Here is an 18,258-nt window from a genome sequence, read left to right as displayed (position 1 = left end):
ATTCTTATCGCGTTTCGCGGTGCGCGGTGTGCGCATTGCAACGCGGGCAGTGCTTCTTCATCTCCAGTCGGTCCGGGTTGTTACGCCGGTTCTTCTTGGTGATGTAGTTCCGCTCCTTGCACTCCACGCAGGCCAGCGTGATCTTCGGGCGGACGTCGGTGGCAGCCACAGGAGTGCTCCTTGACGAACGGATGGGACTATGAACGCATAACAGAGTAGCCGATCGAAGGACCGACCCCGCAATCGGCTACTGTCAGTAGCGGTGACCGGACTTGAACCGGTGACACAGCGATTATGAGCCGCTTGCTCTACCGACTGAGCTACACCGCTGCGATGCGATCAGTTCCCATCTTGTGACGGGAACCTTTCACACCAGAGCCCCAATACGGAATCGAACCGTAGACCTTCTCCTTACCATGGAGACGCTCTACCGACTGAGCTATTGGGGCGAGCGATGAAGACATTACACGCTCGGCGACCGATCGCCCAAATCCGTTTCGCGGCACCGCTCCAGCCCCTTCCACGGCCCTCCCGGAGGCCTCAAGGGCCCCTCCCGTATGGGGGACCACACCGGTACGACTATTGCGCTCCTCCCGGCCGTGAGCGGATCACCGCCCTAGGCTCGACTCACTCTGCGTGATCTTGCGCCCCTTTGCGCAGTCCCCAGTCCTGAGCCCCGCAGCCCCGAGCCCGCGAAGCCCTGAGCCCCTGGAGCGCGATGCCCGACAGCCAGCCCCAGCCGTCCCACTCGTCGTCTGGTCCGTCGGGTTCCTCAGGCTCGTCGGGGCCGGCCGACCCGGCCGCGCTCCTGCTGTGCGGGGCCCGGCTGACCGACGGCCGGACCGTGGACGTACGGCTGGGCGCCGGGCGCATCGAGGCGGTCGGCACGGCCGGCAGCCTGGCGACGGACGCCACGCGCGCGTGCGGCGCGCGCGTGGACCTCAGCGGCTATCTCCTCCTCCCGGCCCCGGCCGAGCCGCACACGCACAGTGACACCGCCCTGTCGGCCGAGAACGGCGGACCGGTCTCCTACGATCCCCAGGACGTCCAGCGTCGCGCCACGGAAGCCGCCCTCCTCCAACTCGGGCACGGGGCCACCGCGCAGCGGGCACACGTTCGCGTGGGGGACGTCCAGGGGCTGAGCGCGTTGGCCGCCGTACTGCGGGCGCGGCGGGCGCTGCGCGGGCTGGCGGAGCTGACGGCGGTGGCGATGCCCCGGCTGCTGACCGGGGTGGCGGGGGCGGACGGGCTCGCGATGCTGCGGGACGCGCTGAAAATGGGGGCCTCCGTAGTAGGTGGATGTCCAGATTTGGACCCCGATCCGACGGGCTATGTGGAGGCGGTCCTGGAGGTCGCGTCCGAGCACGGCTGTCCGGTCGACCTGCACACGGACGCCGCCGACCCGACCCGCCTGGCCCGGCTGGCGGCCGTCGCGGGCGGGATGCGCCCCGGGGTGACGCTCGGCCCGTGCGGCGGCCTGGGGCGGCTGCCGGCGGACACGGTCACGCGGATCGCGGACCAACTGGCCGCGGCCGGCGTGACGGTGGTCTGCCTGCCGCAGGGCGGCTGCGGCGGCGTCGACCGCCGGGGCACGGCTCCCGTACGGCTGCTGCGCACGGCCGGCGTCCAGGTCGCCGCGGGCAGCGGCGCCCTGCGCGACGTGTCCAACCCGGTGGGCCGCGGGGACCCCTTGGAGGCGGCCTACCTGCTGGCCTCGCGGCACGGGATGCGGCCCGAGGACGCCTACGACACGGTGAGTTCCTCGGCGCGCGCGGCGCTCGGCCTGCCCGAGGTCCGCGTCGAGGCGGGATTTCCGGCCGAACTGCTCGCGGTGCGCGGCGACCGGCTCGCGGGCGCGCTGTCGCTGGCGTACAGCCGGATCGTGGTGCACCGGGGGCGCGTGGTGGCACGGACGAGCGCGGTGCGGGAGTACTGCAACACGGCGGCGGGCTCGGAGTTGGGGCTGCCCCGGCAGGGACGGGGCGAGTTGTCGTGAGCGGCTGTCGCCGCGCCGGGGCGTACGCCTGAGGCGCCACGGCTCGGGTCCGCGCGCCCGGCGCGTCCATCGCGGGTGTGCGCCGCTGGGACGCGGCTGAAGTCATGCGGCGCGTGCGGCCGTCCGGGCGTACGGTCGAAGGCATGCGCATTGTCATCGCTGGAGGTCATGGTCAGATCGCGCTGCGGCTGGAGCGCCTGCTCGCCGCGCGCGGTGAAGAGGTCGCGGGCATCATCCGCAACTCCGAACAGAGCGACGATCTACGGGCGGCCGGCGCCGAACCGCTGCTGCTGGACCTGGAGTCGGCCTCGGTCGAGGAGGTCGCGGCCCATCTGCGGGGCGCGGACGCGGCGGTCTTCGCGGCGGGCGCGGGCCCGAACAGCGGCACGGCCCGCAAGGACACGGTGGACCGGGGTTCGGCGGTGCTGTTCGCCGACGCGGCGGTCCTGGCGGGCGTACGGCGCCATGTCGTCGTGTCCTCGATGGGCGCGGATCCGACACACTCTGGGGACGGCGTCTTCGACGTGTATCTGCGGGCCAAGGGCGAGGCCGACGCGTACGTACGCGGCCTGGACGCGCTGGACTGGACGATCCTGCGCCCCGGTTCGCTCACGAACGACGCCGGCACCGGTCTGGTCCGGCTGGAGGCCCACACCGGTCGCGGCGCGATCCCGCGCGACGATGTGGCCGCCGTACTCGCGGAGTTGGTGGAGACGCCTGCGACGGCCGGTCTGACGCTGGAGTTGATCGGTGGATCCGCGCCGGTGTCGGTGGCGGTGAAGTCGGTGGCGGGGAACTGAGGATCTGAGCAACTGGGGTTCCCCGGCGGCGGGGTGGGCCGCCGTTCAGAAGAGTGGCATCTGGCCGGGGAACTCCGGGACCACGTATCCGTCCAACGCGGGCTGGGCCGCCCCGAGTTCCGCCTGGCGGCGGGACCCGGGGCAGGACACGAGGTCGCCGGTCTCCCGCGCGCCGGGCGGGTCGTGCCGCGCGAACCGGCCGGCCACGACGGCGATTTCACGACGGCACTCGGGGCAGCTTCTGCGGCGTGACGACATGGGATCAGTCTGCCCCGCCGCAGGCCGGGTCGGCTGTCGAGGCTCGCTCAGGCGCGTTCAGCTGTGGGCGACGGTCAGGCCGTAGAAGGCGACGCGGGCGCCCTTGGTGGTGCTGTCGGAGGACGACTGGTTGTACGAACCGGCCTTGAAGTACTGCTTGTAGGCGTTGAAGGACGACGGGATGGCGTAGTGCGTGGTGCTCCCGTTGACCGTCAGGTTGATGGTGTTTCCGCCTGAGACGCCGATCGTGTAGCTCCACGTCTTGCCGACCGACACGTTGCCCACGGTGTGCAGGGTCTGGCCGCCGGAGGGCGAGTTCTCGGTGCCGAGGACGATGTCGCCGCTCGACCGGTAGTACAGCTCCAGCAGCGGCTTGGTGGACGTGCCTCCGCTGCCGAGGTGGATCTGGCCGACGCAGACGTTCGACGTGACGGAGACGACTCGTAGCGTCGCCTTCATCGTGTGGGTGCCGCTGAGCGACCAGTCGGCGGCGCTGCCGCTGCGGTTCATCTCCCGCAGTTCGGAGCGGGCGTAGTTCGAGTTGGGGGTGGTGACGCCCTTCTCCGGCGCCCAGAAGGTCATCGCGCCGTCGCGGGTGTCCGTGTAGAAGTACGAGTCCTGGAAGCCGTTGGCCCCTTGGAGCCGGGACGACGAGATCGTCGTGGGCGAGCCGGGGGAACCGATCGGCTCCTGGAGCTGCCACACCCCCAGGTCGAAGTTCCCGCCGGGCGCGACGGAGGGGTCGGCCAGGGGTGAGGCGACGACGTGGGCGGCGCCGGTACTGCCCGACGCGGCGGGCGCCGTGAGGGCGAGGCCGCCGGTGACGGCGACGACGGTGGCCAGGGAGGTGAGCAGCGTACGCATGCGCATGGGGGGTGCCTTCCTGTCTGCTCTGTGGACTCGACTCGGTTGGCGGAGCACGCGTTCACATCTATGAACTTTATGTTTCAACGTGAACGCGGTGTCGCGACAGTAGGGCTGTGGCACGGGCACGTCAAGGTTGGCGGCAGGGCGAAGGGGGCCGCGGGGAGGCTTTCCGGGACGTCCCGGAAAGCCTCGGGACGTCCTCGGGCAGTCCTCGGGAACGACGAAAGGGCCTGTGATCAGCATTGCTGCTGATCACAGACCCTTTCGATCATGTGGCGGCGCCAGGGTTCGAACCTGGGTAGGCTAAGCCGGCAGATTTACAGTCTCTCTGCGGGAGCCCCTCCATCAACCCTGTGAGCTGGGCATTCACTCGCAGTCCCAAGGCCAGACCCGCCCGTCGTCCACATGTCGTCCACGCACGACCGGCTACCGCCCCTTCCTTCCGAGTCGCGACTCGGCACAGGCTCAACCCCGCAGAGCACTAACCAGAGCGGCGACCGCCCCGAGCATCCCAGCTACTGCCGTGATGATCGGCGCCCAGCGATTAAGGCCCTTGGCGTCGCTGTCGCCACGCTCCTCTACGGCAGAGTTGTCGGGCTCCATCGAACTGATTCCTCCACGGCTTCACGGCTGCCCCATGTCCACTGGTACTCGCCAAGATTGCGCCCGCCTCCGTACAAGGCCAGGCCCTTCGCGAGTAAGCGAACATGTCCGGGATGGAGTCGGCGACAGCATCGGCCGAATTCGGCAAAGTCCGGACAGCTAAACCGCAGGCCGCATAGGGTTTCGCCTCGACAGCCGGACAGCCACGGACGGTGACAGACAGAGCCGGACAGCTGCGGACAGCCGGACACCTGCGGACAGGGGCATCGAATGAGTGTGGCCGATCGGTTGCAGGAGCTTCGGGTGCGGGCAGGGAACCCAACAATCCGTGAGATCGAGCGCCTAATTGCCAAGCAGAGGCGGGGGCACACCATGGCACGATCCACAATTCAGGAGAAGATTTCCGGTACGAGCTCTGCGAATCTCTCTCAAGTTTTGTCAATCGTGGAGGCACTCGCCGAATATTCCCGCCTTACGAACGCGCCCCTTCCCGCCCAGGAAACGGATCAAAGCGTATGGCGCGAACGCGTTACAGCATCCTTCAAGCAAGCCAGTCGCGAAGCTTCAACAGCAGAGTCAGTTCCACAATTAGAGAACCATGAAAAACCGTGGAATGTTGGGCCACTCATACATGCCCAGATGTATGACTTGATAGAAATTGTGGAAAGTTCTCGACAAAGCCCAACCGACACGTGGCTTCCAAGCGTCATCGGCCCCATGCTGAAAGCCCAGATGTCGGTCTCTTCGTTCATGGAGCGTGCAGCGCAAGACGACCCCAAAACGGTCGTTCGAACCGTGTACGTATTGAACCTCAGCTTCCCTCCCCCACCGCTGGATGACGACCCATGGAGTACAACAGGTAGCCCGTGGGCAGCCACGGACAACAACCTAACCGTGGGTCACCTTCTAAGGCACGCCGCCAGGCACCAAGGAGTGGATTCAGCGCCAGCCCTGATCGTAGGCATGAGGCGAGCCGACATCGGAGGACTGGTGAACATATATATAACGGCTCTAGCTCAAGCGCAAAATGCGACCGGAATCCAAAAAGCAAATGCACTCCTAAGAGCAGCTTCCCTCGACAGAGACGCCGTTTCTCTTCTGCGTTTGGTAGGTTCACTCCGGGGTGTTAGCGAATCGCTAAAAGTCGCAGATCGCTTTCACGAAAATAACCAGACCGAGTACAGAGATCTGGTTCTGCAAGGGATTAGCGAAGGAGGCGCATACGGCATCAAGGGAGCCCTAAGTGCAATACAAGGGCGCGAGTCAGAAGAAGAGTACAAACTCGAAATTCTTCGCAGCATCCCTCATGGGAAGCATGAAATGTATGCCAGAACCCTTAGCGACTCTGGGTCCCTAGAAATTGCACAGATCGTGCGAGAGGCAGCGAATATTCCGCCGTTCTAGGCCGAAGTGCGCGAGCGAGCCACGAGAACCCCGGGGGCAAAGCGACACCTGAACGCTAGGCTTCCAGGGCCGCGATCACGACCGAAGGGTCGCCCTCGTAGAGGAGGTGCGGTTCGTCGGCCTGGGGAGGGATGAACCGGGCGCGGTACCGCTGAAGGTCACTCTCTGAGAAGTAGATCGAGTTGGGATCGTCCACATGGAACTCGTTGCGCTTGCTGATCCTCGCCCACAGCTCATCGTGGCTGGCCGCGAGGTAGACCAGTACAGGCGTGGCGCCGGCGCCGGTAGCGATGGCTTGCCATCTAGCTCGATCTTCTGGAGTCCAGAAGCCGTGGTCAACGACGACATCACGCCCCGACTTGAGATGCTCCCCGAGTTCACCCATCACGTCGTCGAGTACTGGCCGCTCAAGGGTGGGAAATGTACCTCGGGGGAAGTCCACCCCGTACACGCCATGACGGCGGTACATCTCCTCATCAGGACACAGGCGCACGAACCGACGATCGGTGAGAACGCGGGCAACGGTGGTCTTGCCAGAGCCGGGGAGCCCAGCCATCAAGACGCAGAACGGTGGGCGTGGGGACATCGGTCTCGTCAGAGTCTGAGAGATGGCAGTCATCTCCGCTTCGGCTTCAAGGGTGAGCCAGCCGTCACGCCGAGCAGGGCGCCCATGCGGTCTTCGAGCACGCTCATGAGCGCGTCATCGATGGTCCTCACTGGGAAACCTCCGATTCTGAACGGTGTCGGCCTTGGGGGCCTGGTCGCACCTGGCGGGATCTCATCGAACCAAGTCCGTTGTCAGTGCCGTGATCTACGGTGGCGCGCATGGCACCTTCTGAGATCACCCGCGCAGGCGTCCTGCAAGCGATTGCAGAGCACGACCGGATCGGCCATGAGGCCTTCAGGGACCTCTACGGCTACCGTGCCGCGGCCACCTACTTTCTCGTGCACGAGGGCACGTACTACGACTCGAAGGCCATAGTCGGCGTCGCCCACCGATACGACTCCGGGACAGCGCTGAAGCCTTCTGAGTTCAGTGGCGGTCTCAAGCACGCGGTGGCGTGGCTTCGCAGGGAGGGCTTCACCGTCGTGGAGCCTCCTAAGACCTTTCAGCGACGAGTGGGGGACGTACGTCCCGCACGTCGCGCGACGGGCCCAGCGCTGCATCGTCCCGTGCTACTTCTGTGGGCGATCGGACAGGCCGTCAGCGGAGTTCCCCGCATGCAGTCGTGGTCGACCATCCGTGACGCTGTTGCGCCGCTCATGGCGAAGTACGGGCACGTTGAGGATGCAGCAGACGGCGTCCTGTACCCGTTTTGGGCGCTGGTGCGCGATGAGTTGTGGATCGTTGAACGCGAACAGGAACTGAGCCTCACCAGCCGCGGACGCCGCCCGACTCTGGAATCCCTGAACGCGGTCGACCCGTTGGGCGGTCTACGGGAGGACGACTACATCCTGATCCGCTCGCACCCAGAGGCGGCGGCTGCCGCGGCAGCCAGCTTGCTCCTTCGCTACTTCCACCCCTTGGCACCGGGCCTGCTGGAAGACTTCGGCCTGCACAACTTGCTCGCCGGCAGGTGGCCGGATGCCCTACGCCCTCTGCTCGGGGAGACCTTCAAAGACCGAGACGCCCTCTGGCGTACCTACGGCGGTCAGAAGATGGCAGGGATCGGCTGTCTCGCCGACGGCATCCTGAGCGTCTTCTCAGACGACAAGGGCCCCTACGCCGATGGACGCATCCCGGACACAGAGTGGATCGCCTACGTCGGCGATGGCCTCTCGGGGGACCAAAAGCTCACCGATGGCAACGAGCTCATGGCAGAGCACCAGAGCGCAGGCCGTCCGCTGCGCTACTGGCACAAGCCATTTCAGGGGCAGTTCAGCTTCGAAGCATGGGTCGTGGTCGTACAACGCCGACTGCGGTGGGGCGTCGGAGCCGACAAGGAGCCCCGCCGTGAGTTCGTCTGGGTCCTGGCCCCCGTCCCCTCCCCCGAACGCAAGACATGGCCACTGGAGGTCCTGGAGGCGCTGGAGGCGGATACGGGTGAACTGCACGACGACACAGGTGATTACCGCCCCGACGACCTCGAACCTGGAACACACGACACAGGGGAGAGCGACGAGGACGCATACAAGCGCCTGGCCCAAAAGGCGGAGGCGAACGCGAAGCGGAAAGGTCAGATGAAGAAACCAACCCTGGCTGATCTCTACGTCCGCGACCCCAGCGCGCGAGCAGCCGTGCTCAAGCGCTGCAAGGGCAAGTGCGAGAGTCCTAAGTGCGACGGCCACCCCAGCGAGCTGACCACAGCCGGCTTGCCTATCTTGCAGGTCGACCACGTTCACGACCTGGCCAAGGGCGGACCGGATGTCCCCTGGAACATGATCGCCCTATGCCCCAACTGCCACGCCCTCAAGACCTACGGCGAACACAGGGCGAAGCTTCAACGCCTCCTGGCCACCACGGCGCGGCACCTCCACGAGCAGATGGCCCGCTAACGCCCGCATGCCATGCTCCGCGCCTGCATTCCTGAGGGGCGAAGCCTCCACGGGAACGGCTTTCAAGACCAGCCGGTTTCACGCGGACAGCTAGGCCGTGAACTGCATCTTTGGCACTCAACATCCTGCACGCTGACCCATGTTGGCCAGAGGTTGGCCGCAAGGGTGGCGCAGCGAGCAGGGCGAGGGTCAGACAACTACGCGTTGCTGGTCGTCGTTTGTCATCTTCGGTCCCCCTCAGACGGCCCACAGGCGGCCCAAGTCGGGTTGGGTGACCTGCGTAGATTCACAGCGCCCGAGACAGGTTCCGTCAATCATCGTTCCAGGCCGACTGAAGGCACTGCGTTCAGGCCCGTAAAGCGCCCACATCGTCTAGCCTGATGGGAATAGGTGTGATCCATTGTACGGACCGCAGAAGGAGGGTACCGCCATTAGCTCTTTCTTGGAGTCATTCTCCAGTCACTGGAGAATGACGAAAGACGAAATCTCGCGGGCACTGCAAGAGTCTCTCGTTGTGATCGACTCTAGCGTTCTGTTGGACCTCTACCGGGTCACGCCGACCGCCAGAAAAGAAATGATCGATAGCCTAATCTCGATAGAGGGAAACCTTTGGGTGCCACATCAGGTTGCGCTTGAGTTTCATCGAAATCGAGTTGAAGCCGCGCGCGATCAACTTTCTTTCTATGACGAGACGTGCAAATTGCTGGAAACGGCACAGAATCAAGCACTCCAAAGGCTTAATGAGTTTGCAAACCGATCGGCCCTCGATAGCAGTGAGAAAAAGACGCTCAAAGAGCCGCTCGAAAACGCCTTTAGCGTAGCTATCGAACGAGTCAAATCTCATCAAGGGGTGTTCGATCTAACGATCGGTAGAGTTCTGAACGACGACCCTGTACTGAAAACGCTAGCGATACTCTTCGATGGAAAGGTTGGACAGCCTCTCCCTGAAGAAGAATATGTCAAAGCACAGGCTGAAGCTGCTCGCAGGAGGGAAGGCCGGATACCGCCAGGATACAAGGATAGAGCCAAAAGGACTAATCCCGACGGTGACTATCTATGGTGGGAGCAAACTCTCATTAAGGCGGCAGAAGGTGACATGCCTGTTCTTATTATCTCCAATGACGAGAAGGAAGATTGGATAAATAAGCGGATCGACTTCTCCCTAGGGCCGCGCGAAGAATTGGTCGCAGAGATGTGCCAGCGCGCTGGCGTATCTCTGCGTATTATTAACTTCGCCACCTTCCTTGAGGCGGTGAGGGTCGACTCCCCTGTGTCGGTGAGTCGCGAAACGGTATACCAGGCAAATATTGCTAGGGAGCAAGGTGAGAAGCGGTCCAGGCGAATCTATGTGAACTCTACCGTCATTGAAGGGTATGAAGCTCAAATTCTTCGCACGCTGGAGAGGAGAGAGCGCGAGCTTAGGGGGAACCTCGCGGAACAGAATGAGGCTGCCGGCAACCCGGACATGAAAGAAGTGCTAGAGGCAAAAGCTGGCGGGATTCAGTTTGCGATCGATATGTATCGAGACCACCTAAATGAACTAAGAAGGATCGTCGCCAATGCTCCTCGCTTGAAAGGTGACCTCGTTTTGCATGTTGAGAGCGACTCTTTGCGGCGCGCACTCATTGAACGTGTGCACGAGGAAAGGAAACGGGCTGCCGACGCGCCATGAGGTCGGCAGAGCGGCTTTGGGCTTGCATCAGGGTGGCTGCGGCGTGCGGCTCCACAAGCGTGATGATCACCCTGATAGCGGGCGACCGGCCTGCTCGCGTCTTCCAGAACGGGTGAGGGGCGAGCCGGGCGTAGGGCCGCTGCAACCGACGTCGCGGGGCGATCGTGTGGGGTGGTCGACGCTCCACTGCTGCGTAGATGCGGTTCCATTCGCGCTGACCCTGGATCGCGCGCTCTATCAAGCAGGTTCTGCGGTCTCTGGTACGAGTCGGCTGGTGAAGCCGCGGTCGCGCAAACGCTCGTACGCAGCCTTGATGTCGCCGGGAATGTCCTGCTCGATCATGAACCCCTGTCGCGGGTAGATCATGAGGCGCTGTTGCGCGCCGACCAACATGTCGACGACAAGCCGGGCGTCCCCGATCGAGTCGACGTAGTCGGCAAGCGTCATAGGAGTGGACGCGGACACCCACCCGACGGCCGGCCACAGCTTGCAGGCAGTCGCGTACGCGCGCCGTTCCTCGTAGGGCTTGCTGACCAGAAGGACGGACGAGACGGATTCGTGCCGTGCTTCGAGCAGAGCGCGCGAGAAGCGGATGTTCTCGCCCGTGTTCCGCGCATTCGGCTCAACAAGGATGACGTGCTCGGGAACCCCCAGCTCCATCGCGCGGTCGCGATAGTGCTCGGCCTCACCGCGCGGCATCCGTTCATGCGTCGTGCGGCTGGTCGCCCCAGTGAACACGATGAGCGGCGCCATGCCCTGGTGATAGAAGCCTGCCGTGGTGTCGGCCACCCCCAGGTCGTGGCTGCCGAGACCGATGGCCACGGAGCATGGGCGCAGCTCGTGGCCCATCTGCTGAAAGTCCCAGAGCCGCTGAGCGTCCGCCCATGCCTGAGCCTGGATCACTTGCTCTCGCCCTCCGTCTTCGCCGAGTCGGGGACCTTGAAGTCGTACGACCACGCAAAGCGCGTCGCGGCGTGCACCCCGATGGCGAACTCAACCACGGTCCCATCTGCCGTGTACGTGGTGCGGTGCAGTTCCACCACCCACTCACCGGGTGAGAGCTGGAGTAGCTGAGCTTCTTCCGCCGTGGGTACCCGCGCGAACAGCTCCTCGGTCATGTGGTCGATCTCGTATCCGGCGTCGTACAGGACACGGAACCCGCCACCTCGCCCTGCGGGGCCCGGGGTCGGGTCGACGATGCGGGTTCCTTCGACGTGTTCGGGCCGGTAGTAGCTGGTCAGGGTGTGAGTCGGCTGCGTGCCCTCTTTCACCACCCGTGCCCGTGCGTACACGTCTGCCCCTTCGGGCAAGCCATGGGCTGCGGCCACGGCTGCCGACGCTTTGACCCGGCTGACTGTCTGGGTCTGTTCGTTCCGGCGGTACGAGCGACCGGACGCCACGCGGTCCGCGATGAACGCGACTTCATCACCGTCCCGCCACTTCGCCTTGTCGTACCGCGCGATACCGAGCCGCTTGAGCGGCTGTTGCTGGCGCACCACGGTGCCGTGGCCCCGTGAGGAAGTCACCAGCCCCTGGGCTTCCAGTTCCTTGTACGCCTTGTGAACGGTGTCCTTTGACCCCTCGCCAGCCGCGACCAGGTCTCTGATCTGGGGCAACTGGGCGCCCGGCTTGATCTCGCCGCTTCTGATCTGCTCCGCGAATCTGTCGGCCAGTTCGCGCCACTTCGGTGCCACGCAGACCTCCTTTCGACACACCCCAGTCAAGCACAGTCCTGGGACTGTTGACAGTCCCAGGACTGCGGTGCATTCTCTTCTCAGGCCGCTCGCAGTCCTAGGACAGCGAGCGGAAGAGGCCCTTCTTTGGGCTGCTTAGAACTGCACGACCGCACAGCGCCCGGCGGGTCTCGTGAGGACGAGAACCCCTCTGACCAGGGGTTACCGCGCTTGCTGGGGAGGATCTGTTCTTTGAGAACTCAACAGAGCGTTTGAGGGAGACCCGCCCCACCTCCGCAGACAAGCGGGCGGGCGCGCACGGGGTCTGTCCCGTGCGCGGTACAGCGCAACTCGACCTTTCCGCAGCTCATCCGCTGCGGCCGGTTGCCTCCGCTGTTCGTCTCGTACGAGCAGCGCTGAGGGGAGCCGGAAACCCGACTTCGACGGCGCGCGGCCCCGGGTGGCTAGACCCGGGGCCGCTGTTCGGGCCGTTCCACGCTGAGAGGAACCACGACCCAATGAGCTACATCGTCACTGTTCAAGAGGCTGTTACCGCGTTCGCCGGATGGCTTGAGCCTACGAACGCGGAACTGGACGCGGTCGAGCAGGAGATGCCCGTCATCCTGGCGGACGTCGACCTGCTCAACGCGCAGATCATCACGCTGGACCGCACCCCGAACGAGCTGGACGCACAGCGCATCCGCCGCGCCCGGCGCCGCCTGCTCACCGCCTACCGCGAGCAGGCCAACCGCACCCCGGCCGGAACGCTGCCGGAGGTGGGCGCATGAGCACCATCGAGCAGAACCTGACTACCGCGCACGCTGAGGTGAAGGCGGAGATCGCGCGGACCGACAACAAGACCGCGCTGTTGCTGGCGTTCGTCGGGGCGGTCCTCGCCGGCGCCTGGACCATCGCGAACGGCGTCCCGCTCACCCCGCCCGCCCTGGTGGTCGGTGGGCTCGGCATGGGGCTGCTGATCGGCGCGGCAGGGCTGTTGCTGCGCTCGGTACGCCCCAACCTGAGCGGCCGGCACGGCTTCCCCCTGTGGGCCACCCTCACCCCCGAGCAGATCACCGACGCCGTATCCGGTGACCTCGCTGCCGACATCGCGGGCCTGTCCCGCCTGGCAGTCGCCAAGTACACGGGCCTGCGCCGCGCGGTCGACCTCACCCTCACCGGCGGCGCCCTGCTCATCCTCGCCTTTGTGATCGCGGTGGGGGGTGCGGCATGAGGGCCAAGAACGCCAAGACCGTGCTGCCCGCCGTCGCGATGACGGCCGTGTCCATGGTCCTCACCCTCGCCGTCGTCACGATGTGGCTCGGCAGCGCGATGCCGTGGCTCGTCGCCCTGGTCGTCGGACTCGGGATCGACGGCGGATGGCTCGCGACCCTCGCCTACGAACGGCGCCTGGCAGCGCAGGGTGACCACTCCCGCACGGTGACCGGGGTCGGCTGGTGCTTCGGTGCCATCGCGGCCGGCGTCCTCGTCGCGCACGCGCTCACCGCTGAAGCGTCCTCCGGGGCGTGGCTGGCGGTGGCGTGGCTGCCGATCGCGGCCAAGGCCCTGTGGCTGGTGCACGGGATGTGGGAGCGGACCGCGCTCACCCCGACCGCGCTGGACGCCATCCGTGGCATTCAGCAGGAAGCCCGAGACGAAGCGGCCGTGGCCCGTGCCCGGCTGCGGGCGGAAGCGGCCACGGAGACGACGCGGTTGACGGCCGTGACGCAGGCGGGAGCGAGCGTCGCCCGGGTACAGGCCAAGACCGCCGGGAGTCTGTCGCGGGCGTGGTCGACGCTGGAGACGGCCCGTCAGGGCGAGGACACCGGCAGGGCGCTGACCAGCGTGACGAGGCCCGTCACGCCCGGCGTCACAACCCAGTGGGAGCTTCCCGTATGGGGCCGCTCCGAGCCGGTACCGGCTATCGGTTGGGCGGCGCCCGCCCTCACGGATGGGGAGCTTGACGGCCTGGTCGACGAGATCCGCACCAGCGAGACGCCCGCCCTGTCGTACCGCGAGATGGCCATCCGCTTCCGCGCGGCCGGCCACTCCGCATCCGAGGTCCGCCTCCGCGCCGCATGGAAGCGGGTCGCCTGATGTCCGCCGCGTTCGGCAAGTGCTACGACCCGACCGGAGCCCGCTACGGCGTCCCTACCTTCCCCTGGAAGTACGCCCCCAGCGACGAGCAGTACGCCACCCGCCGCCAGTTACGGGCCCGTGGCCTGCGTCCCGGGGGTCAGCCGATAGCGGCGCAGGTCATGCGCGTCAACCGCCGCTCCGGCACGGTCCGCGTCGCCTACCTCTACCGCATCGACCTCGCCAAGCCCGTACGGCCGATGACGTCGCGGAAGTGGGGCGCGCTCGCGCTGGCGATGCTCGCCCGCCAGACCTGCCCGGTCTGCAAGGTCGCCTACAGCTACTGCATGCCGCGCTCGCTCGGCATGTGCGTCCTGTGCGCCTACCCCACCAACAGCCCTGCCCCGAAGGGGAGTTGACCGTGTCCAAATCCGAGATCCGCCGCCTGGACCGTGAGATCCAGAAGACCGCCGCCAAGCTGGAAGCGGTCCGCAAGGGCGAGTGGTGGCCGTTGAACGGCTCGGAGCGCCGGGCCATGGCCCGCGCCATCGCGGGCGGCTCCTACCAGGTCGTACGCGGCAAGAACCCGGGCCGTGCCGAGCGGCAGATGGAAACCACCGGTTCCGCTGCCGAAGCCCGGCTGACCGCCGAACTGACCGCCCTCAACGGCGAGAAGCTGCGCATCCTCACCGAAGCCGCCCGCGAAAAGGCCGCGAAGAAGGCGTCCGGGTGGCTGTGGTGAGCATGGACCACCGTTGCCCCGCCGCCCACCCGCAGGACCCCACCCCCTGCGACGGCCCGCCCGCCGTGACCGTGCTCGACACGGCGGGCGCCGGCGCGGACGGATGCGAGCACCACGGAGCCCGCATCCTCGCCTCCCTGGACGGGGCCCGCGTCTACCCCCTGCCCGACGCTCCGGCCGGCGCCGCGATCCGCGTGTTCAAGGCCGCCGACACGATCCGCCCGTTCTGCTGGTTCGACGGCCCTCGTAGTGAGCCGTCCCAGCTCAGCCGCGCCAAGAACCGCGCCCGGCACCAGCGCTGACCCCCCTCGTCTTTCCTCGAACTCCCGCCCCCGCAAGGGCAGTCAGGAGCAGTTCCCGCATGTCCGAGAACGTCGTACGCCTCGTCAAGAACCCGCCCACCGGCACCGAGCCGGAGGTCACTCCCACGGTGCTGACCGTGGTGCCCGACGCCCCGCCCGCGCCCCTGGTCCCCCTGTGGGTGCGTTCGGGGAGGGCCGTGAAGACTGCGGTCACCCATGAGAACACCAAGTCCGCCGCCCGTGCGGTCGCCCGGCACAGTCTCTACACGTTCAACGGGGGCCGGATCGTGGCCCGTCGCACCTGGGACGGGAAGACCGGGGCCCGCTACGAGCGGATGATCCGTGCGGCGGAAGCCGCGGGGAACCTGGAGCTGGCGGAGGAGTGGGAGGAGCGGTTGCAGCGCTTCCGCGCCGCCCGCCACCACCGCCGCATGGACCTCCTCCACTCACCCGTGGAAGCGGCCAAGGGCGTCGGAGTCGGCGCCGCCATGAGCGTCGGGGTGCTGGTCGCGCTCGGGGTCGTGATGGCCATCAACACCCACGATGTCCGTGACGTCATCACGCCGTTGAAGGCGACGATCGACTTCATAGCGACCCTGATCCGGATCGTGCAGATCATCTGGCCCACCGCTGTGATCCTCGGTCCGCTGTTCGCCCTGCTCGGCCTGTGGGCGGTCGGCAGCAAGCAGCAGGCCGCACCCCAGTGGGCGCTCCCCGCCAACGTCCGCAACGGGGAGGGTGAGCCGATCACCCCGTCCATCGTCGTCAAGGCCCTGCGCGACCTCGGAGTGCCCGCCCTGCGCAACGCCATCAAGGAGATGGGCGACGCCGGCGCGGCGATGCTCGGACCGATCCGGATCGCCGGATGCGGAGTCGAGGTCGACGTCACCCTGCCCTCGGGGGTGTCGACCAACGAGGTGCAGAACAAGCGGCGCAAGCTGGCAGAGAACCTCACCCGGCACGAGCACGAGGTGTTCATCACCATCCCGACCGCCGCCCGCACGGTCCGCCTGTGGGTCGCCGACTCCGGGGCGCTCGATGAGCCGATCGGGCCGTCGCCGCTGGTCACCGACGAGACGATGACCGCCGACTACACCAAGGGCAAAGCCCCGTGGGGGCAGGACCTGCGCGGCGACGCTGCCGCGCTGAGCGTGTATCAGCGCCACCTGCTCATCACCGGGTTGTCCAACCAGGGCAAGACCGTCGCCCTGCGCTCCCTCGCCCTGTGGCTCGCGCTCGACAAGTCGGTGCAGTTCCTCATGGGCGACCTCAAGGGCATCGGGGACTGGAAGATGTTCGACGGCGTCGCCACCACCCTGATTCAGGGTCCGACCGACGAGCACGTCATTCAGGTGACCGAGATGGTCGAAGGCGCGGTCGACGAGATGAACCGCCGCCTGATGGCCCCGCCCGGCACCGTCTTCCCCGCGCTCATCGTGCTGGTCGACGAGGCGCAGGTGGCGTTCATGTGCCCGCTCAAGGACGACGAGGGCCGCTTCTACGGCGGCTCCAAGGCCACGTCTCGGTACTTCATGGCCGTGCGGAAGATCCACAACCAGGGTCGTGCGGTGAACGTGTTGATGTGGCAGGGCACCCAGGACCCCACCGACCAAAACCTCCCCAAGCTCGTACGGGAGGGCGCCCACACGCGGGCCTCGCTCGCGCTGGGAACGGAGTCGCAGGCGCGGATGGCGCTGGGGGACAAGGCCGTCGACGGAGGCGCCGCTCCGAACCTGCTGCGCCCCGGCCTGGATCAGGGAACCCTCGTCGTCGCCTCGTCCGGGATCGACATCCCGAAGGGGCAGTCGTCGATCACCGTGCGCACGCACTACGTCGACGACGACGCGGCCGAAGCCATCATCGAGCGCGCCAAGGCCCTGCGCGACGGCGTCACCACGCTGACCGTCATCGACCGCGGCGAGGACCGCGACCCGCTCGCCGACATCGGGTCCGTGGTCGGCGACGCCTCCCGGGTGCTGACCCAGGACGTCCTCAAGAGGCTCGCCGCGCTGAACGCGGACGCCTACGGCAAGTGGTCGTTCATCGACCTCAAGCGCGTCCTGGACGGCACCGGAGCCGAGCCCTACAAGTCGGACGGCCGCATGGTCATCGGCCGCGACCGCCTCGCCCGCGCCCTCGCCAACCGCGACGACGACACCAACAGCGAGGGTTCCGCTTCCACCGCCGGATGACAGGGAGCCGCACCCGGGCGGGCCAGGGAGGCAGGGAGAAGTCCCTAAACCCCTCCCTGACCCGCCTCCTTCCCCCTGACCTGCACTGATGATCGTTCAGGGAGGCAGGGAGGACCCGCAGGACAGGCCCCGAAAACCCCCTCCACAGCGCCCCTTCAAGGGGGTGTCCCTGCCTCCCTGATCTATGTTCGGAAGGGATTCCGCATGTACCCCGAGACATCCGGTCACGCGCCCGTCGAACGGGCCATGGACGTCTACTACCCGGCACCCATCCCGCCCGCCGGCGCCGCGCCGGCGCCGCTCGTCGCCGTCCAGCCGGGCACCATCCCGTCCGTGGCGAGCATCGTCCTTCCGGACGGACGCGTCGTCACCGGCTACGCCATCAGCCCGGCGCAGCCCGAACCGGTCGTCGCCAAGCCGCCCGTCTCCCGCGCGGCCGTGAACATCGCGCTCGGGGGCGTCGGGTTCCTCGCCGTGTGCGGCGGACTGATCCTGCTCACCTCGTTCATCGCCGCCCTGACCGCGCTCATCAGCCAGCTCATCACTCTCGCCGCTGTGATCTTCGGTGGGTGGATCGCAGTGCAGGTCTTCAGCACGCGCGGCCACAGCAACGGGACCACGGTCAACATCCGCAAAGCGATCTTCAAGCGCAACCACTTCCACGGCTAAGCGCTGTGGGTGCGTACAAAGGCCTTCCGGCGATCTGTCATTGGGGCCGCCGTGGCATTCCTCTGAGGATGTCGTCGATGTGCCCGTTACTGGCCTCGTAACCGGCGCCACCGTCTTCAAGGAGCATGATGCGGCGTATCCGCTCTGCTGTAAGGCCTCGATCATGTAATTCGATCACCTGGTCGCGCCAAGCTATGGCAGACATGGCTCCGTCGATTGCCCAGTGGGCTTGCAGGGATTCGCGAGACAGCTGTTGCGCCTGCTCAAGAGCCAAGTCCGCCCTTTGCAAGCTCAGTTCTGCGTTGATTCGACTCTGCTCCAAGGCGGCATCCGCCTTGCGGAGACTAGTCCGAGCGACCAACACAGAGATGACGTTGGCGATGACGGCTGATACCGCCGCGACGATCGTCCACAGCTCCAATGCGTTGCCTCCTGCGAGCCAGTGCCAAGGGTGTTGGAAGTCGTGCGTATACACGCACAGCCAAGCGCTCCTCAGTGTCTTTCCCCACTG

20 protein-coding genes and 2 tRNA genes are annotated in these 18,258 nt (G+C 66.3%); 13 read left to right on the top strand and 9 right to left on the bottom strand.

Annotated elements, in window-relative coordinates:
• Nucleotides 1-4 precede the first annotated feature (4 nt).
• The 3 genes from rpmG to OG496_RS33580 form a co-directional block, all read right to left on the bottom strand.
• Nucleotides 5-169, bottom strand: a complete 165-nt coding sequence (rpmG, locus tag OG496_RS33590) for a 50S ribosomal protein L33 (protein ID WP_003948671.1) — start codon at nucleotides 167-169, stop codon at nucleotides 5-7.
• Between the two features lie 88 nt (nucleotides 170-257).
• A tRNA-Met gene (locus tag OG496_RS33585) sits at nucleotides 258-330 on the bottom strand.
• Between the two features lie 46 nt (nucleotides 331-376).
• Nucleotides 377-449, bottom strand: a tRNA-Thr gene (locus tag OG496_RS33580).
• Nucleotides 450-718: 269 nt separating this feature from the next.
• Here OG496_RS33580 and OG496_RS33575 point away from each other — a divergent pair.
• Entirely contained in the window at nucleotides 719-1,996 is a 1,278-nt protein-coding gene (locus tag OG496_RS33575) for an amidohydrolase family protein (protein ID WP_405973591.1), read from the top strand.
• Between the two features lie 143 nt (nucleotides 1,997-2,139).
• A complete protein-coding gene (locus OG496_RS33570; protein WP_399386481.1) occupies nucleotides 2,140-2,796 on the top strand; it encodes an NAD(P)H-binding protein in 657 nt (218 codons plus the stop codon).
• Between the two features lie 45 nt (nucleotides 2,797-2,841).
• Here OG496_RS33570 and OG496_RS33565 read toward each other — a convergent pair whose 3' ends face one another.
• Both OG496_RS33565 and OG496_RS33560 read right to left on the bottom strand, forming a co-directional pair.
• Nucleotides 2,842-3,054, bottom strand: coding sequence for a hypothetical protein (locus tag OG496_RS33565; protein WP_033282563.1), 213 nt, complete (start codon nucleotides 3,052-3,054; stop codon nucleotides 2,842-2,844).
• Nucleotides 3,055-3,111: 57 nt separating this feature from the next.
• Nucleotides 3,112-3,924, bottom strand: coding sequence for a polysaccharide lyase family 7 protein (locus OG496_RS33560; protein ID WP_365613403.1), 813 nt, complete (start codon nucleotides 3,922-3,924; stop codon nucleotides 3,112-3,114).
• Nucleotides 3,925-4,896: 972 nt separating this feature from the next.
• On the opposite strand from OG496_RS33560, the gene OG496_RS33555 reads away from it, so the two are divergent.
• A complete protein-coding gene (locus OG496_RS33555) occupies nucleotides 4,897-5,928 on the top strand; it encodes a hypothetical protein (RefSeq protein WP_405973590.1) in 1,032 nt (343 codons plus the stop codon).
• A gap of 55 nt (nucleotides 5,929-5,983) precedes the next feature.
• On the opposite strand, the gene OG496_RS33550 is transcribed toward OG496_RS33555, so the two are convergent.
• Nucleotides 5,984-6,484: an AAA family ATPase gene (locus tag OG496_RS33550; protein ID WP_405976758.1), complete on the bottom strand. Its 501-nt coding sequence runs from the start codon at nucleotides 6,482-6,484 to the stop codon at nucleotides 5,984-5,986.
• Nucleotides 6,485-6,753: 269 nt separating this feature from the next.
• Between OG496_RS33550 and OG496_RS33545 the strand changes: the two genes are divergently transcribed.
• Nucleotides 6,754-8,424 (top strand): HNH endonuclease, encoded by a 1,671-nt coding sequence (locus OG496_RS33545; protein WP_405973589.1) that lies wholly within the window; start codon nucleotides 6,754-6,756, stop codon nucleotides 8,422-8,424.
• 469 nt (nucleotides 8,425-8,893) lie between these two features.
• Nucleotides 8,894-10,096 carry a PIN-like domain-containing protein gene (locus OG496_RS33540; RefSeq protein ID WP_405973588.1) on the top strand — a complete coding sequence of 401 codons (1,203 nt, stop codon included), beginning with the start codon at nucleotides 8,894-8,896 and terminating at the stop codon, nucleotides 10,094-10,096.
• A 237-nt stretch (nucleotides 10,097-10,333) separates the two neighbouring features.
• Here the strand turns inward: OG496_RS33540 and OG496_RS33535 are convergent, their stop codons facing one another.
• Entirely contained in the window at nucleotides 10,334-10,999 is a 666-nt protein-coding gene (locus tag OG496_RS33535) for a YdcF family protein (RefSeq protein WP_405973587.1), read from the bottom strand.
• Entirely contained in the window at nucleotides 10,996-11,790 is a 795-nt protein-coding gene (locus OG496_RS33530) for a GntR family transcriptional regulator (RefSeq protein WP_067371678.1), read from the bottom strand. The genes OG496_RS33535 and OG496_RS33530 overlap by 4 nt, the downstream gene beginning before the upstream one ends.
• Before the next feature lie 497 nt (nucleotides 11,791-12,287).
• On the opposite strand from OG496_RS33530, the gene OG496_RS33525 reads away from it, so the two are divergent.
• From OG496_RS33525 to OG496_RS33490, 8 genes are all read left to right on the top strand, one after another.
• The gene (locus OG496_RS33525) at nucleotides 12,288-12,557 is read left to right on the top strand and encodes a DUF6284 family protein (RefSeq protein WP_405973586.1); all 270 of its coding nucleotides are present in this window, start codon (nucleotides 12,288-12,290) and stop codon (nucleotides 12,555-12,557) included.
• Nucleotides 12,554-13,000 (top strand): Pycsar system effector family protein, encoded by a 447-nt coding sequence (locus OG496_RS33520; RefSeq protein WP_405973585.1) that lies wholly within the window; start codon nucleotides 12,554-12,556, stop codon nucleotides 12,998-13,000. The genes OG496_RS33525 and OG496_RS33520 overlap by 4 nt, the downstream gene beginning before the upstream one ends.
• The gene (locus OG496_RS33515) at nucleotides 12,997-13,863 is read left to right on the top strand and encodes a protein spdB (RefSeq protein ID WP_405973584.1); all 867 of its coding nucleotides are present in this window, start codon (nucleotides 12,997-12,999) and stop codon (nucleotides 13,861-13,863) included. Before OG496_RS33520 ends, OG496_RS33515 begins: the two co-directional genes overlap by 4 nt.
• On the top strand, nucleotides 13,863-14,261 hold the full coding sequence (locus tag OG496_RS33510) for an RRQRL motif-containing zinc-binding protein (protein ID WP_405973583.1): 399 nt from the start codon (nucleotides 13,863-13,865) through the stop codon (nucleotides 14,259-14,261). The genes OG496_RS33515 and OG496_RS33510 overlap by 1 nt, the downstream gene beginning before the upstream one ends.
• Before the next feature lie 2 nt (nucleotides 14,262-14,263).
• A complete protein-coding gene (locus OG496_RS33505) occupies nucleotides 14,264-14,584 on the top strand; it encodes a hypothetical protein (RefSeq protein WP_405973582.1) in 321 nt (106 codons plus the stop codon).
• The gene (locus OG496_RS33500) at nucleotides 14,572-14,886 is read left to right on the top strand and encodes a hypothetical protein (protein ID WP_405973581.1); all 315 of its coding nucleotides are present in this window, start codon (nucleotides 14,572-14,574) and stop codon (nucleotides 14,884-14,886) included. Before OG496_RS33505 ends, OG496_RS33500 begins: the two co-directional genes overlap by 13 nt.
• A gap of 59 nt (nucleotides 14,887-14,945) precedes the next feature.
• Nucleotides 14,946-17,078 (top strand): FtsK/SpoIIIE domain-containing protein, encoded by a 2,133-nt coding sequence (locus tag OG496_RS33495; protein WP_405973580.1) that lies wholly within the window; start codon nucleotides 14,946-14,948, stop codon nucleotides 17,076-17,078.
• 204 nt (nucleotides 17,079-17,282) lie between these two features.
• Nucleotides 17,283-17,747: a hypothetical protein gene (locus OG496_RS33490; RefSeq protein WP_405973579.1), complete on the top strand. Its 465-nt coding sequence runs from the start codon at nucleotides 17,283-17,285 to the stop codon at nucleotides 17,745-17,747.
• Between the two features lie 37 nt (nucleotides 17,748-17,784).
• On the opposite strand, the gene OG496_RS33485 is transcribed toward OG496_RS33490, so the two are convergent.
• On the bottom strand, nucleotides 17,785-18,222 hold the full coding sequence (locus tag OG496_RS33485; protein ID WP_405973578.1) for a hypothetical protein: 438 nt from the start codon (nucleotides 18,220-18,222) through the stop codon (nucleotides 17,785-17,787).
• Nucleotides 18,223-18,258 lie beyond the last annotated feature (36 nt).

Source organism: Streptomyces sp. NBC_00988 (assembly GCF_045162645.1).
GTDB lineage: Bacteria > Actinomycetota > Actinomycetes > Streptomycetales > Streptomycetaceae > Streptomyces.
Note: the sequence above shows the minus strand (reverse complement) of the source record. Positions and strands in the feature narration are given on the sequence as shown.

Excerpts from the sequence above, each read along its gene's own strand:
- OG496_RS33575 (WP_405973591.1), top strand. The coding sequence starts at position 719 with ATGCCCGACAGCCAGCCCCAGCCGTCCCACTCGTCGTCTGGTCCGTCG.
- OG496_RS33570 (WP_399386481.1), top strand. The coding sequence starts at position 2,140 with ATGCGCATTGTCATCGCTGGAGGTCATGGTCAGATCGCGCTGCGGCTG.
- OG496_RS33565 (WP_033282563.1), bottom strand. The coding sequence starts at position 3,054 with ATGTCGTCACGCCGCAGAAGCTGCCCCGAGTGCCGTCGTGAAATCGCC.
- OG496_RS33560 (WP_365613403.1), bottom strand. The coding sequence starts at position 3,924 with ATGCGCATGCGTACGCTGCTCACCTCCCTGGCCACCGTCGTCGCCGTC.
- OG496_RS33555 (WP_405973590.1), top strand. The coding sequence starts at position 4,897 with ATGGCACGATCCACAATTCAGGAGAAGATTTCCGGTACGAGCTCTGCG.
- OG496_RS33550 (WP_405976758.1), bottom strand. The coding sequence starts at position 6,484 with ATGGCTGGGCTCCCCGGCTCTGGCAAGACCACCGTTGCCCGCGTTCTC.
- OG496_RS33545 (WP_405973589.1), top strand. The coding sequence starts at position 6,754 with ATGGCACCTTCTGAGATCACCCGCGCAGGCGTCCTGCAAGCGATTGCA.
- OG496_RS33540 (WP_405973588.1), top strand. The coding sequence starts at position 8,894 with ATGACGAAAGACGAAATCTCGCGGGCACTGCAAGAGTCTCTCGTTGTG.
- OG496_RS33525 (WP_405973586.1), top strand. The coding sequence starts at position 12,288 with ATGAGCTACATCGTCACTGTTCAAGAGGCTGTTACCGCGTTCGCCGGA.
- OG496_RS33520 (WP_405973585.1), top strand. The coding sequence starts at position 12,554 with ATGAGCACCATCGAGCAGAACCTGACTACCGCGCACGCTGAGGTGAAG.
- OG496_RS33515 (WP_405973584.1), top strand. The coding sequence starts at position 12,997 with ATGAGGGCCAAGAACGCCAAGACCGTGCTGCCCGCCGTCGCGATGACG.
- OG496_RS33510 (WP_405973583.1), top strand. The coding sequence starts at position 13,863 with ATGTCCGCCGCGTTCGGCAAGTGCTACGACCCGACCGGAGCCCGCTAC.
- OG496_RS33495 (WP_405973580.1), top strand. The coding sequence starts at position 14,946 with ATGTCCGAGAACGTCGTACGCCTCGTCAAGAACCCGCCCACCGGCACC.
- OG496_RS33490 (WP_405973579.1), top strand. The coding sequence starts at position 17,283 with ATGTACCCCGAGACATCCGGTCACGCGCCCGTCGAACGGGCCATGGAC.